The organism is Burkholderia sp. SIMBA_062, assembly GCF_046534765.1.
In the GTDB taxonomy this organism is placed as follows: domain Bacteria; phylum Pseudomonadota; class Gammaproteobacteria; order Burkholderiales; family Burkholderiaceae; genus Burkholderia; species Burkholderia ambifaria.
This window is the reverse complement of record NZ_JAWRYD010000014.1, coordinates 1-16,290: the sequence shown is the minus strand read 5'-3', so window position 1 is coordinate 16,290 and position 16,290 is coordinate 1. Positions and strand designations below refer to the sequence as shown.

11 protein-coding genes and 1 pseudogene are annotated in these 16,290 nt (G+C 65.3%); 8 read left to right on the top strand and 4 right to left on the bottom strand.

The window, feature by feature from the left end; translation table 11 throughout:
• Positions 1 to 276: 276 nt before the first annotated feature.
• Together SB786_RS16960 and SB786_RS16955 are read left to right on the top strand one after the other, a co-directional pair.
• A pseudogene (locus SB786_RS16960) lies at positions 277 to 471 on the top strand (hypothetical protein); the annotation flags it as partial.
• A gap of 667 nt (positions 472 to 1,138) precedes the next feature.
• The gene (locus tag SB786_RS16955) at positions 1,139 to 2,794 is read left to right on the top strand and encodes an AMP-binding protein (RefSeq protein WP_410728576.1); all 1,656 of its coding nucleotides are present in this window, start codon (positions 1,139 to 1,141) and stop codon (positions 2,792 to 2,794) included.
• 13 nt (positions 2,795 to 2,807) lie between these two features.
• Here the strand turns inward: SB786_RS16955 and SB786_RS16950 are convergent, their stop codons facing one another.
• Positions 2,808 to 3,860, bottom strand: a complete 1,053-nt coding sequence (locus SB786_RS16950) for an RNA-guided endonuclease InsQ/TnpB family protein (RefSeq protein WP_410728439.1) — start codon at positions 3,858 to 3,860, stop codon at positions 2,808 to 2,810.
• A gap of 92 nt (positions 3,861 to 3,952) precedes the next feature.
• On the opposite strand from SB786_RS16950, the gene SB786_RS16945 reads away from it, so the two are divergent.
• The 6 genes from SB786_RS16945 to SB786_RS16920 all read left to right on the top strand — a co-directional run bounded on the left by SB786_RS16945 (position 3,953) and on the right by SB786_RS16920 (position 13,901).
• On the top strand, positions 3,953 to 4,840 hold the full coding sequence (locus tag SB786_RS16945) for a hypothetical protein (RefSeq protein WP_410728438.1): 888 nt from the start codon (positions 3,953 to 3,955) through the stop codon (positions 4,838 to 4,840).
• Positions 4,840 to 5,946, top strand: a complete 1,107-nt coding sequence (locus SB786_RS16940; RefSeq protein ID WP_410728437.1) for a 3-oxoacyl-ACP synthase III family protein — start codon at positions 4,840 to 4,842, stop codon at positions 5,944 to 5,946. Before SB786_RS16945 ends, SB786_RS16940 begins: the two co-directional genes overlap by 1 nt.
• The gene (locus tag SB786_RS16935; protein ID WP_410728436.1) at positions 5,943 to 6,941 is read left to right on the top strand and encodes a ketoacyl-ACP synthase III; all 999 of its coding nucleotides are present in this window, start codon (positions 5,943 to 5,945) and stop codon (positions 6,939 to 6,941) included. The genes SB786_RS16940 and SB786_RS16935 overlap by 4 nt, the downstream gene beginning before the upstream one ends.
• A gap of 5 nt (positions 6,942 to 6,946) precedes the next feature.
• Positions 6,947 to 7,843, top strand: a complete 897-nt coding sequence (locus tag SB786_RS16930; RefSeq protein ID WP_410728435.1) for an MBL fold metallo-hydrolase — start codon at positions 6,947 to 6,949, stop codon at positions 7,841 to 7,843.
• 89 nt (positions 7,844 to 7,932) lie between these two features.
• A complete protein-coding gene (locus SB786_RS16925; protein ID WP_410728434.1) occupies positions 7,933 to 11,751 on the top strand; it encodes an AMP-binding protein in 3,819 nt (1,272 codons plus the stop codon).
• Positions 11,752 to 11,762: 11 nt separating this feature from the next.
• The gene (locus SB786_RS16920; RefSeq protein ID WP_410728433.1) at positions 11,763 to 13,901 is read left to right on the top strand and encodes a hypothetical protein; all 2,139 of its coding nucleotides are present in this window, start codon (positions 11,763 to 11,765) and stop codon (positions 13,899 to 13,901) included.
• A 178-nt stretch (positions 13,902 to 14,079) separates the two neighbouring features.
• Here SB786_RS16920 and SB786_RS16915 read toward each other — a convergent pair whose 3' ends face one another.
• The 3 genes from SB786_RS16915 to SB786_RS16905 all read right to left on the bottom strand — a co-directional run.
• Positions 14,080 to 14,934 (bottom strand): 3-hydroxybutyryl-CoA dehydrogenase, encoded by an 855-nt coding sequence (locus tag SB786_RS16915; protein WP_410728432.1) that lies wholly within the window; start codon positions 14,932 to 14,934, stop codon positions 14,080 to 14,082.
• A 38-nt stretch (positions 14,935 to 14,972) separates the two neighbouring features.
• Positions 14,973 to 16,166: a beta-ketothiolase BktB gene (bktB, locus tag SB786_RS16910; protein ID WP_410728431.1), complete on the bottom strand. Its 1,194-nt coding sequence runs from the start codon at positions 16,164 to 16,166 to the stop codon at positions 14,973 to 14,975.
• Positions 16,167 to 16,214: 48 nt separating this feature from the next.
• Positions 16,215 to 16,290 (bottom strand): 4Fe-4S dicluster domain-containing protein (locus tag SB786_RS16905; RefSeq protein WP_133168007.1); only part of this gene is annotated, 76 nt, incomplete at its 5' end.

Sequence of the window (16,290 nt, the reverse complement as noted above, 5' to 3'; positions counted from 1 at the left end):
CGCCACGCGCGCCACGTGCACGCGTCGCTGGGCGGCATGTGGATCCTCGCATCGGTCATTCGCGGTGGCATCGTCCCGGCTTTCGCCAGCCAACATGTTCGCCATATCGCGCGAGGGCCGCTATCGACATCGCGACGGCGAATAGCATCCAGCCGACCAGCAGGAAATAAGGGACTGGCTCGCCGGCCGGCCGACCGGCTGGTTCATTTCACTATTCTTCGATGCGAACGCGTGAATCTGCTCTTCACCGCCCGGCGTGCTCTTCGCGTGGGCACGCGGAGCGCGTTCGCCGCGCTGATGATGATCCAGATCGCGGCGGCCGTACGCCACGCGATCACGCTGCGGCCGAAGGCGGCGCGGCAGATCCTCGCGATGTTCAAGCGGGCGTTGCCAGAAGATTTATCGGTGCTTCACCGCCAGGATGTGCTCGAATCCTCGAACCGAGACATTCCGATTTCTCACTTAAAATAAAATATTCGTTAATACAATTACGCAAATCCATATGGGCGCAATCCGAGACCCCGGCGCCCGAATCCCTGATTTTCCATCCAGATCGACTCAAGCCCCGCTGCTCCTGAGAGCGCGGGTCTTTCGCCTTTCGCGCGGGACAATCCACTTCGTGACGCGATGCTCGTTTCGCCTTGATGAACTTCCCGACGCTTTATTCAGTGCTCCGACAACCAGACTCCACCGAAGTCAACAAATCGCAAGATGGTTAACCGAAATCGATTAATTCAATAAAACGTCGGTGCTTAATGGAATCGATTTCAACAAATAATTCCAATCACCCCTCATATGACCGTTTACTTTCCAAGTTTACTTCCGCTAAGCTTACGGCACACTTTTTAAACCCACCAAATCGATCGACGAATTTACAACCTCAAGCAATCCACACTAAATAGCTCGATTATTGTTTATTTTTAAAATCAAATGAGACGGAATCAATCCATAACCACCGGCAAGCCATCATGTGATTGACCGGGCTCTCCGTGCGTCGCTCGTCGACATGTGCCTGCCCCCCCACCCCGTCTCCTTGGCATCGCGATTCAGGTTGGGCGGGCCGGGCCCGATCATCTGGCCAGGCCCGCGCCGCACCGCTATCGCGAACTTCAAACTCACACTCTTGCGAGCGCTGACGATGGACGACTTTTGCCGCGCGAACTTGCCCCCTGCCGAAGATTGGCCAACGTTTGTCTTTGAGTTGCCGGGGCTGCAGTTTCCGCCGTTTCTCAATTGCGCCGCCGCGCTACTGGATACCGCAGTCGAAGAACGAGGCTGGGGCGATCGTATTGCGATCAAGACCGAGTCGGGCATCGCGTGGTCGTATCGCGAATTTCGCGATGCCGGCAACCGGATCGCCAACATGCTGGTCCGCGATGCGGGCCTGGTGGCCGGCAATCGAGTGCTGTTACACGGCACCAATCACCCGATGCTTGCCGCCGCGTGGTTCGGCGTGGTCAAGGCCGGTGGCGTGGCCGTCGCGACGATGCCGAAGCTGCGCGCGGGAGAGCTGTCGACCATCATCGCGCGAGCCCGGGTCACGCACGTCATCTGCGAAGCCGGGCTGTCGACCGAGCTCGACGGGGCGATGGCGAGCGTGCAGTGGCGTGGCGACGTTCGACGCTACGAGACGGACGACACGCATCCGCACGCGCGCTGGCTCGGTGGCTATTCAGCGGAATTCGCGGCCGCCGACACGCGCGCGGACGATCCTTGCCTCATCGCGTTCACATCGGGGACGACCGGGGAACCGAAGGCAACCGTCCATTTTCATCGCGACGTGATGGCAGCCTGCCACTGCTTTCCGGAGCACGTGCTCCGGCCCACGGCCGATGACGTCTTCTGCGGGTCGCCGCCGCTCGCGTTCACGTTCGGGCTCGGCGCGCTGCTGCTGTTTCCGATCAGTGTCGGCGCGAGCGTCGTGCTGTTGCCGAAAGCGAGCCCGGAACGGCTGCTGGCCGCCGTCGACCGGCACCGGGTCAGCATCCTGTTTACGGCACCGGCGGCCTATCGGTCCATGCTCGACCATCTCGACAGGCATGACGTGTCGTCTCTGCGCAAATGCGTGTCGGCGGGTGAGGCGCTCCCGTCGTGGACGCGCGACGCATGGCGGGAGCGCACCGGCCTGCGCCTGATCGACGGAATCGGGTCGACCGAGATGCTGCATATCTTCGCGTCGACAAGCGACACCGGCGCGAAGGACGGCGCGATCGGCAAGGCAGTGCCCGGTTACCGCCTTGCCGTCGTGGACGAGCACGGCCAATGCCTGCCACCCTACGAAATCGGCTATCTGGCCGTGCAGGGGCCGACCGGGTGCCGCTACCTGAACGACGCGCGGCAACGCGACTACGTCAAGCACGGCTGGAACCTGACGGGCGACAGCGCCTACCTGGACGAGGACGGCTATCTGTTCTATCAGGCGCGCGCGGACGACATGATCATCAGCTCCGGCTACACGGTGTCTCCCGGCGAAGTGGAGCAGGCGCTGCTGCGCCATCCCGATATCGCCGAATGCGGCGTCGTCGGCCAGATCGACGAACGGGGCGGCACGCTCATCTGCGCGCACGTGGTGCTGCGACCTGGCGTCGACGGCTCGGAAGCGTTGACGATGCAACTGCAGCAGCACGTCAAGAGCGTGATTGCGCCGTACAAATGTCCGCATCGTATTGCCTACCACGCCTGCAGTTTGCCGCGCAACGAATCGGGCAAATTGCGTCGCGCCGTGCTCCGGCAGGCGGGTCATGGCGTGACGCGTCCCCTGAATCAAGCAGTCCAGAACGAGCACACCCTTTGACGTCCTCACCCGCCTAAAGGCAGGTGATTCCCACACCTGGCGATGCACGTCCGCATCGGAGAATGTTCAGCGCAGCGTTGATATCACGATCATGCACGACACCACAGCCATCGCAGGCCCACTCTCTTATTCGCAGTCCCGCGATACCTTTCGGCCGCGTCGTGCTGTCTCTCGACCCGCACGCCGAACAGGACTGGGTAGAACCGCTTTCGTCGACTTCCTCGAACGTGGCCCCGTGCGCCATCGCTTTGTAACGGAGCTTGTTTCGGAAGGACGACCAGGACGCGTCGTAGACGCTCTTCGCCATCCTGGTTCTGGCAAGTTTGACGGCAGACACATTGCCAACCGCGATGTAATCGAAGCGCCGCACCAGATCGAGCGCGAGCTTGTGCTGGAAATCGGCACGGGCATTCGCGACCTTGGCGTGCAACTTCGCGATATGCCGCTTGTGCTTTCGCGCCCGTTGCGCTTTCGCGAGTTTCTCGGCCGCGCATCGACCGAACCGATCGTTAGGCAGCTTCTCGCCGGTCGAAAGTGTGGCGAAGTCTTTCAAGCCGAGATCGATGCCGACACCGGAACGGATCGGTCGGGCCTGAACATCGGGTATCTCGATCACGATGTTGAGAAACCAGTTGCCACGCCCATCCTGCGCAAAGTTGGTTTCATCCCTGATCTTGCCTTCGGGAAGCGATCGGCTGTTGAGCACGCGAAACGTGTTACCGGCAAAGCGGAATGCTTCGCCTTCGCGCTTCAGGTCACGCCCCTTCAGCGGCACCCAGCCCATCGATTTCCTGCCGCGATAACGCAGGTAGGGCCGACGGTGCTGACTGCGCGACTTCGCATATTGCTCGCACGTTGCGTTGACTGTGCCGGAGTGAATACCGAGCGCCTTGCTGCTCCCCGTCGTCAGCACGTTCAGATCGAATCCCGTCGGCCACTTCTTGCCCCACTTAAGCGCGTGCTTCTGCGTGTCGTTGCAGAAGTTCCAGACGTAGTTCACCGCACGGCTCTGATTGTTAAGCAGTCCGTTGAGCGACTTCACGCGGTAGCGGTAGACAAGAATCATGCAGGTGATCCTAACCCGTGGAAGAAGCTGCCTGTCAACAGCACGCCTTTCCTTCCCGCCATCAATGGCGGGGTTTCTCGGAGCAAATTCTGATGAAAATTCTCGGAGCCGCGGTGGCCATTCCGGACTCGGCGACCACGGCGCAATCCTGCGCCAACGATTACGCGATCAAGGCAGCCAGGCAGGCGCTGCTGCAAGCCGGTTGCCTGCCGTCGGAACTGGATCTGATCGTCAGCCTGTCGATTTCTCCCAGCCGGATGGCGGACGCACCGACGATCGCCGGGCCGCGGCTGGCGCACCCGGTGCAGCGCGACCTGCGTGCGCGACATGCGGCCGTGTTCGATCTGCTCGACGCGGACTGGACGCTCGCACTCGATCTCGCGCAAAGCCATTGCAAACAGCTCGGCTATCGACGCGCGCTCGTCGTTCGCGCGGAGGCGCTCGCGGACGTCGAACAGGTGGCCACGAGCGGCTTCGCCGACGGCGCGGGGGCGATCGTCCTGACGCCTGCCGGCCATGACCGAGTTTATGCCAGCCGCTACGCGGACCTCGAGTCGCCCCCGTTCGCGACGCTCGACGCGCTTCCCGCCCGGCGCGTGAACGGCATCCTGTCACTGGCCCGCTTCGAGAGCCGGTTCGATCACGCAACCGGTCGATTCGACGCCGAACCGGCCAATGCGGCCACCGCGCTGCGCGCGATGGTCGACGCGGTGCAGAGCCGCATCGACCGGCGCGTCGCCACGCTGTTTTGCGAATCGTGGTTGAGTGGATGGCCATCGATCGTCACCGGCGTGGGTCGCGATTTCCACGTCGATGTCGTCGCCGGTTCGACGGACATCCCCAACCCGTTCCAGTTGCCCGCGTGGCTCGCGTCCCGCGTCGCACATTCGATGTCGTTGCGTGACGATGAACATACGGTGGTCGCCATGACGCTGGATCCGTTCAGGCCGCGCATCGCCTGCAGCACGATGGAGGTCTGATGGTGCACAACGTCCGAATCGCAAGTCTGGCGTGCCGCCTCCCGGCACGCCAGGTACCCAACGACGATCCCGTCTTCTCGGGCGTCGAACCCATTCCGCCGGAATGGTGGCAATTCTGGGGCATCGAATCGCGCTACATGATCGATCCCGATGCCGGCGAATCCGAGCTTGTGCTGGCCGAGCGCACGGCCCGCGACGCACTCGCCCGTGCCGGCGTGGAGGCCGCCGAACTCGATCTGGTGCTGTTCAACATGACGTCGCCGTTCGTCTCGCTCGCCGACGGCCGGCGCCGTTTCGCGCCGCGGCTGGCGCGTGCGCTGCGCGACAGGCTCGGCGCCACGCGCGCGCTCGATGCCGATGTCGAGATGGAATGCGCGAGCTTCGTGCTGCAACTGCAGATCGCCACCAACCTCATCAAGCAGGGACGGGTGAAGCGGGCCCTGGTGTGCTCGTCGGAGCGCATGTCGGCCGTGGTCGACTACACCAGTAAATCGTCGACGAACTTCGGCGATGGCGCGGCCGCGGCCGTGCTCGTCGCCGAGCCGGCCGATCCCGATGGCGCCGATTGGCTGGATGCCGCGTATCACAGCGATGCAACCCGCTACGACCTCGTGACGATGCAGTGGCGCAATGCGCGGGCTGCGGCAGACGACGCGGCAACCGACGCCGACAACCCGTTCGGCGTGTATTTCACGCTCAAGCCCGAAGCGCAGGAGGCGATCTCGCGTTTCATGCCGGTGGCCATTCCCGATATCGTCGAGCGGCTGTTGCACCGGAGCGCAACGGGCATCGCCGACATCGACGCGATGGTGTTCCATCAGCCGTCGGCGCTGCTCGTGCGCGCCTGGGCGCAGCGGCTCGGGCTCAGGCCCAACCAATACGTGATTCGCGTGGCCGATTGTGCGTGCCTCGTGTCGGCCGCCGTGCCGTTTGCGCTGTACGAGTCGATCCGGGAAGGCGTGATCCGCCCAGGATCGCTGGTCGTGATTGCCGGTGCAGGCGCCGGCTGGGGGTTCGGCGCGCAATTGTGGCGCTGGGGCGAAACCGTCGTGACCGATGCGGGCGATGCCGTCGCTGCCGTGACGGAGCAGGAGGTGCGGACATGACCGCCAGACTCGTCATCGCCGGGATGGGCCACGCACTGCCGGACCGGATCGTCGGCAACGACGAAGTCGCCGGCATGATCGACACCAGCGACGCGTTCATTCGCGAACGAACCGGCGTCGTGGCGCGACGCTATCTTGCCCCCGATCAGCATCTGGCGGATCTCGCGTGCCCGGCCGCGGAACGGGCGATGGCCGACGCCGGCGTCACGGCGCGCGACGTCGATCTGCTGATCGTCAATACGCTGTCGCCGGATCACCACGATCCGTCGCAAGCGTGCTACATCCAGCCCCGGCTCGGATTGCGGGAGATTCCGTGCTTCGATATCCGCGCGCAATGCAGCGGCGGGCTCTACGGGATCGAGATCGCGCGCCACTTCCTCGCGAGCGGCCTGTATCGCAACGTGCTGCTGATCTGCGCCGAAGCCCTGTCGCGGCGGATCGACCCCAGCAATGCCGGCCGCAATCTGTCGATCCTGCTGAGCGACGGCGCCGCCGCGCTGCTGCTGCAAGCGACGGACCACCCGGCGCACGGGCTGATCGACCTGACGCTTGGCGCCGACGGCACCCAGTTCGACCTGCTCAGCACGGAAGCGCCCGGCGCGCGACGCCCACGCTTCATCGACGCAGACGACATCGCGGCCGGCCGGCACCATTTCCGGATGAAAGGCAGACCGATGTTCGAAGACGCCACGCGGCGCATCGTCGACGCGTGCCGGCAGATGCTCGACAAGCACCGGCTGACGATGTCGGATATCGGCCTGGTCGTGCCGCACCAGCCGAACCTGCGCATCCTCGACGCGGTCATCGGGCAACTCGGGCTGCCCCGCGAGCGGTGCATGATTTCCGTCGATCAGCTGGGCAACATGGCGAGCGCGGCGTTTCCGGTCGCGCTGGCCATCGCACGCGAGCTAGGCCGCATGCCGGCCGGGCAGCTCAACCTCTTCGTGACCTACGGCGCGGGCGCGACATGGGCCTGTGCGCTCTATCGGAGCTGAACGACATGCTGAACGCTTCCCCGGGGTGGATCGATCAGCGGCTGGCCCTCGTCGGCACGGCCGACGTGCCGCTGTACGTGATCGTCAACGACGAGGCCGCGACGCTGATCGAGGGTGGCCTGAGCGGCATGACGGAGCTCGTGTGGCAGCAGCTTCACGACCTGCTGCGGGACTTTGGCGGCATCCGGCATTTGCGCTACTGGCTGATCACCCACTCGCACTATGACCATTGCAGCCTGCTGATGACCCTCAAGTCGCGCATGCCGTGGCTCCATGTATCCGGTTCTCCCGACGCGTTCGATGCGTTCCAGAGCCCGTCGGCCTGCCGAACCATCCGTCAGCTCGACGCGCAAGCGTCACGGTCGTGGGATCCCGCCGTCGGCGTCGATTTCACCGAGTTGTCCGACCTGCCGTTCTACCCGGTCAATCCGGGCACGCAGCTCGACATCGGCGACGGGATGCAGATTCGCACGATCGCGCTGCCGGGCCACAGCCGTTGCCAGTTCGGCTACTACTGCCCACAGCTGGACATCGGTTTCGTGTCGGATGCGCTCGGCGAGTTTCACGGCGCCGCCAGCTGGCTGCCGCTGGTCTTTCAGGACCTGTTTGCGTATCGGCACACGCTGGACGTCATCGAGCAACTGCAGGCGCCGCGGCTCGCATTGGGGCATCACGGCATCCTCACCGGCGAGCTTGCCCGATCGGCCGTGCGGCATGCACGTGCGTGCCTCGATGCGCGCGAGGCCGACGCACGCGCGGTTCGCGGCAACGCCACCGCCACGCACGAACTGGCCCACCACTGGACTGCGCGTTATGCGGCAAGGAGCGAACGGGTGGTGCCGCATTTCCTGCATCTCAAAAGCATGATGCACATGATCGATCTGTTCCATCGCGCCGAATAGCCTCCTACGGATTCCCGCCGCGGCAACGCATGGGCGCCGGCCGACGTCAGGCCGCGGCTCGCTGTTTTCATTCCACTTCCGACGACATCATGACCACTGCGACCTCGCCGACCACGCTTAGCGAATTGCTTCAGAACCGGGCCGCCACACTCGGCGACAAAACCGCCTACGTGTTCCTGAGCGGCCCGCCCGAACAGGAACAGGCCGAATCGATGACCTTCGCGGAACTCGACGCACGCGCTCGCCGGGTCGCCGCGCTGCTGCAGCAGAACGCGATCGACATCGGCGACCGGGTCCTGCTGCTGTGCCGGCCGGGGCTCGACTATGTCAGCGCCTTCTTGGGGTGCCTGTATGCGGGCGCCATCGCAGTTCCCGCCTACCCGCCGCGCAACAGGCAGCATATGGTGCGGATCGCCGGCATCGTCGAGAATGCAGGCGCGAACACGATTCTGTGTTCGGCCGAGGACCATGCGCGCTGCGCGACCTGGCTCGCCGATACCGACGCATCCGGCAGCACGCTGCTCGACGTCGGGGGCGCGCAGGTGCTGGATCCCGTGCCTTCGCCCGCCAGCGTGCAGCCATCCCGGATCGCCTTTCTGCAATACACGTCGGGAACCACCGGCAGCCCCAAGGGCGTGATGGTGTCGCACGGCAACCTGATGCATAACCTGGGGCTGATGCGCGAATGGCTCGGCTACGACGAGCAGAGCACGATCGTCAGCTGGCTGCCGCCATACCACGACATGGGCCTGATCGGCGTGATCCTGACGTCGCTCTACGGCGGCTTCCGGAGCGTGCTGATGGCCCCGGAGCGCTTCATCCAGCATCCGCACCTGTGGTTGCGTGCGATCAGCCAGTACCGTGCGGATCTGACGGGCGCTCCGGATTTCGCATACCGGATGTGCTGCCGGCGGATCTCCGACGAACAGCTCGCGACGCTCGACCTATCGTGCCTGCGGGTCGCCTATAACGGCGCCGAGTCGGTGCGCGCCAGCACCTTGACTGATTTTGCGCAGCGCTTCGCCGCCGCAGGCTTCGCTGCCGACGGCTTTCTGCCGTGCTACGGGCTGGCGGAGGGAACGCTGTACGTCGCCGGTCGCGCGAAGCAGCATCCGATCCGGACGCTATGCGTCGACCAGGCTGCGCTCCAGCGGCAATCCGTGGTGCTGCGCGGCGAATTCCTGGGCGTGTCGCCGCAGCCGCTGGATCGTCCGGGCGAACGGGTCCTGGTCAGCGTGGGTCGCACTGACGGCGAACAACACGTGATCGTGCGCGACCTGGAGACGAACGAGCGTTGCGCCGATCGGACCATCGGCGAAATCTGCGTGGCCGGCCCGAGCGTCGCGGCCGGCTACTGGCATCTGGACGAGCAGACGCATTCGACCTTCCAGCACAGTCTGGCAGGCCATCGGGACCAGGTGTTCATGCGCACCGGCGATCTCGGCTTCATTCTGGGCGACGAGCTTTACGTCACCGGCCGGCTCAAGGACATGGTGATCCTGGCCGGCCGCAACTACTACTCGGAAGACATCGAGTACGCGCTGATCGTCGGCGTGCCGGAACTCGTGCCGAACGGTTGCGCGGCCTTCATGGACGACCAGGTCGACGCGGAGCGCCTGATCGTCGTGGCGGAAGTCGAGCGCACGCAGCGCAAGGGCAATCTCGACAGCTTCATCGACGCGATTCGCCAGGCTATCTGGAACCGCCTCGACATCGGCCCAAGCGCGATCGTGCTGGTGTCGCCCGGCAGCGTGCCGAAAACGTCGAGCGGCAAGGTGCGCCGCAGCACGTGCCGCACGCAACTGCACGACGGCGCGCTGACGATCCTCGCGCAGTGGGACGTCGAGGGCGGTGTACATACGCCCGCGCCCGATCGCCGACAGCCCGCACGCCCGACAGCTGTTGCCGACCAGCCGGCGGCCAACGATCGCCGGCGTGATGAAAGCGCGACCGTCGACGAACTGAACGACTGGCTCAGGCACTACGCCCGCACGCGGATCGATTCGCGAACCATGGACGAGCGTCGCACCATTGCGCCGCACGTCGTGCTCGATTTCGGGAATCGGGGCCTGCTCGGCATGCCGATCGACCGTTCGCATGGCGGCCTCGGCCTCGGCCAGCGCGACATGTTGCGCGTGTTGGTGCAGTTGGCCGCGATCGATTCGACCCTGGCTTTCTTTGTCGCCCTGAACAACACGCTCGGGATCCTGCCGATCATGCAGCATGCGCAGCCACCATTGCGCGAGGAATTGCTGCCGAGCCTCGCGAGCGGTCGGATGCTCGCCGCATTCGCGATCACGGAGCCGGCCGCGGGCTCGCACGTGCGCGCGATTGCCTCCCGCGCACAGCGCACCGACTCCGGCGACTGGCTGGTCACGGGGAACAAGCGCTGGAGCGGCTCATCCGCATGGGCGGGAATCATCAACGTGTTCGCGAGGCAGGCCGACGGCACCGGAATGGTCGGGTTCGCGGTGCGCCCCGGCACGCCAGGCGTGCGGATCGGTGCCGAGGAGCTGACGATGGGCGTGCGCGGCATGATCCAGAATTCGCTCCATCTGGATCGGGCACGAATCAGCGACGCATACCGGCTCGGCGACATCGGCCAGGGGATGCTCGTGGCGCAGCACGCGATGAACATTGCGCGCCTTGGCATCGCTGCCGTCTGCGTGGGCGCAATGAAACGCTGTGCGCAGCTGATGCATCGCTACGGAGCGCGGCGCCAGGTCGGCACCGGCCTCCTGCTGGACAACCCGCTGAGCCGCCTGCGCCTGGGCGAGCTGCGTGACCGCATCGACGGGCTCAATGCACTGGTCGAACACCTGGCCACGGAACTGGACCTCGGCGTCGCGCTGCCTGAAGACTGTCTCCTGATTTCGAAGATTCTCGGCTCCGAGCTGCTGTCGCAATCCGCTGACGAGATGATGCAGTTCCTGGGTGGCCGCGGTTATATCGAGACCAACCTGGCGCCGCAGATCTTCCGGGACGCGCGCCTGACCCGCATCTTCGAGGGGCCGACCGAAACGCTGCTGGTTCACCTGGGCAGTCGTCTGCTCAACGGGAGCGACGATTTGCTGCGCTATCTGGAGAGTGCGCTGAGCGCCGGTGCGCTGGCCAGGGAGCTGCGCGAACTGGGCGCACAGCTGGCGCAACACGCGCTCGCCAATGCGTCGAAACTCGACGGCACCGCGCACGCTGCCGTCTGGGTCAATTATTGGCTCGGCACGATCGCGCAATGGGGATTGCTGCTGGCGGTGACCGAACGCGCGGCGGCGCAGCAGCGCATCGGCGACGGCACGCTGCGCTGGGTGCAGAGCCAGTACGAGCTCGCGATCGAGGCGGCGCAACGGCAGGTCGGCCTGCGATCTGCGTTGTCCACGACAGTGGAATTGAACGAATGGGCAGCGCGCATCGGGTTCGAGATCGGCTCGATCGAGCAAACGATCCCGGGCGCAAGCCAACTCGTCGATCCGTTGCTGGACGCCAATCCCGACGCGCGTTCGTTCTCCCGCGCGCCCGACGCGCCAGCCGGCGAAGACGCCGGTTCGGCCGCAACCCCGATCGTGAGCGAGCCGGCAAGCCTGCTCGATCGCCAGCAGGTTCATGCCGTCGAACAATGGCTCATCGCGTGGCTGGGCGAGCGCCTCAAGCACCGCAAGCTTCGATTGACGCGCGAGTCGACGTTCGCCGAAATCGGCTTCGACTCGATCCTCGCCGTCGAAATGACGATCGTTTTCAGCGAGACGTTCAGCGTGAACGTCGATCCGTCCGCGGTCTGGGACTACCCGTCCATTCGCGCGCTGGCCGCCCATCTCGCGCCCCGGACTCACGGCGCCGCGCCGGCAGTTGCCGTCGCGCACGCCGATTCGGATGCATCTTCATCCATTGCAGCCCAACCTTCGACCCTGTGAGACCGTCCAACATGCACGCCCGATTCGACCTTGGTGATTCCACCGCCGCACTGGCCCGGCAGCTCGAACACTATCTCGACGCCTATCCCGACGAAACACGCACATTGCTCGGCCTGTCGGCCGGCGCCACGATCGGCGTCGAGGTGCTCGACATGGAGCTGCCGGTCAAGCTGGAGCAACACACGCATGCAGCCACGCTGCGCATCGGCCGACACGACGCTCAGCGCGTAATGGCCTATACGCGCAGTTGCAACTGGGCGAACGGTATCGTGCTGGTGCCGACGCTGGCGCGCCTGGTGTTTGCCGGCGCGTTCCGCGGCCTGCGGGCCGGCGCGCCCCGCGCGATGCGCGCGTTCGCAAAGTCCCGCCAGCCCGACCCGACCCGTAACCTGGGGGTTCTGTGGGGCGCCCTCAACCTGTTGAGCCTGGCCGGCTGGCTGACCCTCGATCGCGGCGACGAAGACGCCGAATATGCGCTCACCCCGGCCGGTGAATATGTCGTCGCGTGCGTCGAGCACACCCGACCGCTGTTCGAGCAACTGGCGAGTGCCACCTCGGTGCTCCAGCATCTGCACGCCCTGTGTCATCGAACGCGCGTGGCGGCCGACGACAGCGTGCTGTATGCACAGCTCGCGCGGATCTGCATAGCGGGTTGGCCGGAGCTTCCGATTCCAGCCACCGATCTGGAGCGCCAGGTGAATGGACAGCTGCGCACGGCGATGGACGGCCTGTTGCTCGGCCCGACCTGGGTCGCACTCGATATGCCGGTGTTCGACAGGCAGCCGGATGGCCAGTACACGCAATCGGCGCCCGGAATCCTCGGCAAGCTCGACCAGCAGCCCGACGGGGTCGCGGTCGGCGCCTGGACGCAGGCTGATCCTGTCGTGCTGCACGCGGCATGGGCGCTGATGTGCAAGTTCGGCATGGCGGAAATCGATCGGGAGAAGGTGCGCCTCACCGAGGCGGGCCGGATTCACCGTCCGATTGCCGCCCCTTACGCGGGGTTGCCCGCGTCCTATCTGCGTTCGTATGCGTTGCTCGACGAACTCCTGTTCCGCAACCCCGATCCGCTCGATATCGATAGCGACGGCCACATCGATCGCGTGATGAACGTGTATGCGTCGAGCGGCGCCGGGTCCGGGCCGGCGTCGCAGGAAATCACGACAAAAATCCTGCGCAAGTTGTTCGACGACACGCCGCTGGATCGCCAGCCGGCCGGCATCGCCGACATGGGCTGCGGCGACGGCAGCGCGCTGAAGCGCCTGGCGGAATACGTCATTACGTCGACGCGGCGCGGCCGGCACCTCGCGGCCTATCCGCTACTCGTGATCGGCGCGGACTACAACGAATCCGCGCGCGGGCGCGCAGCCGCCACGCTGTCTGCGCTGACGGACATCTCCGGCGTGCAGGTACGCGTGATCGCCGCCGACATTTCCCAGCCCGACCGCTACGACGAAGCCGTGGCCGCAAGCGGCCTGACCGTCAGGCAGCCGGACGGCAGCGTGCGCCCGGCGCGACTGAGCGACTTGTTGCATACCTTCATGTTCCTGGTCCACAACCGCCGGCTGAGCATCCGTCGCAAGGACGCCGCCGAAGCGATCCTCGCGAGCCATCTCCGCACCGTTGATCGAGCACGCCTGCGCGCGGTTATCGATCAGCACTATGCGGGCGTCCTGACGGTATCTAATCAGGCCGAGTTGCCGATCTCGCTCGACCAGATCAAGCTTGCGTTCAAGGTGGCGTATAGCGATGCGGAAGGCCTTGTTCCCGGTTACGTGGCGGCTGCGGATCTCATCGATTTCCTGACCCGCTGGAAGCGCCACGCGAAGCATGGCTTTCTCATCGTGGAAGGGCATAGCCCGTGGGCGGAGAATCTTTGCGCGCGTGCGCCGGGCGGGCCGGACACGTGGTTGCGCACCGAGCAGCTTCCGTCGGTGTTCAACTGGGGCATGCATTTCGTGTCGCGCCAATTCATGGCGCCGTTCAACGAATTCACACTCGCGTTGACCCTGGCTGGCCTGCGTCCCGACAGCCCGATTTATGGGCGGATTCATCCGGAGGGGTTCCCGGCGCCGGATCTGCTGAGCGACTATCGATTCTTCAGTATCGCAAATTATGTTGCCGATACCGGCAACGCCGTTTCCAGCTAACGGTCCGTTCGGCGCCACCCAGCGCGCGGCTACGCCGCGAATGGCGTCAGGAAAACACCCCGGAGGCCGGATCAAGATCCGGCCTCCGGGTGCGGTGCCAAACCTGCCTTCACGCCGGTTTCATGCCGTCGCCCGATTCACGCGGAAGCGTACACGCCACCCGCGCCCGACGCTCGCATCATGCGCTGTAGTCGTACACCCCACGCCCCGTCTTGCGCCCCAGCCGCCCGGCCGACACCATCTCGCGCAGCAGCGGGCACGCACGATACTTCGTGTCGCCGAAGTCCTTCAGGAACACGTCCATCACCGCGAGGCACACGTCGAGCCCGACGAGATCGGCCAGCGCGAGCGGCCCGATCGGATGGTTCGCACCGAGCTTCATCCCCGCGTCGATCTCCTCGGCCGACGCGATGCCTTCGGCCAGCACGAAGAACGCTTCGTTGATCATCGGCACGAGGATCCGGTTCACGACGAAGCCCGGCGCGTTGCGCACGCCGATCGGCGACTTGTCGAAACGCTCGGTGAGCGCGCGCACCGCCGACGCGGTCGCGTCGCTCGTCTGCAGCCCGCGGATGATCTCGACGAGCGGCATCAGCGGCACCGGATTGAAGAAGTGCATGCCGACGAAGCGCGACGGATCGGCAAGCAGCGCCGCGAGCGCGGTGATCGAGATCGACGACGTGTTGGTCGCGATGATCGCATCGGGCCGCGCGACCGATTCGATCTGCTTCAGGATGCGGCTCTTCAGCTCGACGTTTTCGGTCGCGGCTTCGATCACGATGTCGACCGCGGCAAGCTTCGCGTAATCGGTCGACGTCGTGATGCGCGCGAGCGCGGCGTCGCGTGCGCCGGCGTCGAGCTTCTCCTTCGACACGAGCCGCTCGAGGCTGCCCTTCAGCGCGGCGACGCCCTTGTCGAGCGCCGCATCGCTGACGTCGATCATCACGACGTTGAGTCCTGCAACGGCGGCGGTTTGCGCAATGCCGTTGCCCATGGTTCCGGCGCCCACGACGCCGACGGTTTCGATGGCCATGACGATTCCTGTATGTTCGGGTGTTGAGCGTTCGATTATCAGACGTTCTCGAAGATCGCCGCAATGCCCTGGCCGCCGCCGATACACATCGTCACCAGCGCATAACGCCCGCCGATGCGCTTCAGCTCGTACAGCGCCTTGACCGTGATCAATGCGCCCGTCGCGCCGATCGGGTGGCCGAGCGAAATGCCCGAGCCGTTCGGGTTGACCTTGGCCGGATCGAGGCCGAGCTCCTGCGTGACCGCGCATGCCTGGGCCGCGAACGCCTCGTTCGCCTCGATCACGTCGAGATCGGTGATCTTCAGGCCCGCACGCTCGAGCGCCTTCTGCGTGGCCGGCACGGGGCCGATGCCCATGTACGCCGGATCGACGCCCGCATGCGCATACGCGACCAGACGCGCGAGCGGCTTCACGCCCTGCGCACGCGCGGCATCCGCGCTCATCATCAGCACCGCGGCGGCCGCATCGTTGATCCCCGACGCGTTGCCGGCCGTCACCGTGCCGTCTTCCTTCACGAACACCGGCTTCAGCTTCGAAAAATCGTCCGGGCCCGCATCGTGACGCACGTGCTCGTCGGTGTCGAACGCGACCTCGCCCTTCTTCGTGCGGATCGAGATCGGCAGGATCTGATCCTTGAAGCGGCCTTCGGCGATCGCGCGCGCCGCGCGACGATGCGATTCGAGCGCGAGCGCATCCTGCGCATCACGCGAAATGCCGTACTTGCGTGCGACGTTCTCGGCCGTCACGCCCATGTGGATCGTCTGGAACGGGTCGTGCAGCGCGCCGAGCATCATGTCGACGAGCTTGGCGTCGCCCATGCGCTGGCCGAAGCGTGCGGCCGGCACGGTGTACGGTGCGCGGCTCATGTTCTCCGAGCCGCCGCCGATCGCGACGTCGGCATCGCCGAGCATGATCGTCTGCGCGGCCGACACGATCGCCTGCAGGCCCGAGCCGCACAGACGGTTCACGGTCAGCGCCGGCGTGTGCTGCGCGACGCCGCCGTTGATCGCCGCGACACGCGCGAGATACATGTCCTTCGGCTCGGTGTTCACGACGTGGCCGAACACGACATGCCCGACCGCATCGCCCGGCACGTTCGCGCGCGACAGCACTTCGCTCACGACCTTGGCGCCGAGATCGGTCGGCGAGAAATCCTTCAGGCTTCCGCCGAAATCGCCGATCGCGGTACGGACACCGCTCACCACCACGACTTCCTTCGCTGCATTGCTCATCGTCTCACTCCGGTTCGTTCGCGCCCGCGGGCGCGGGGATGCGTTGCGTTACATATTCGGGTAATTCGGTCCGCCGCCGCCTTCCGGCGTGACCCACACGATGTTCTGCGTCGGGTCCTTGATG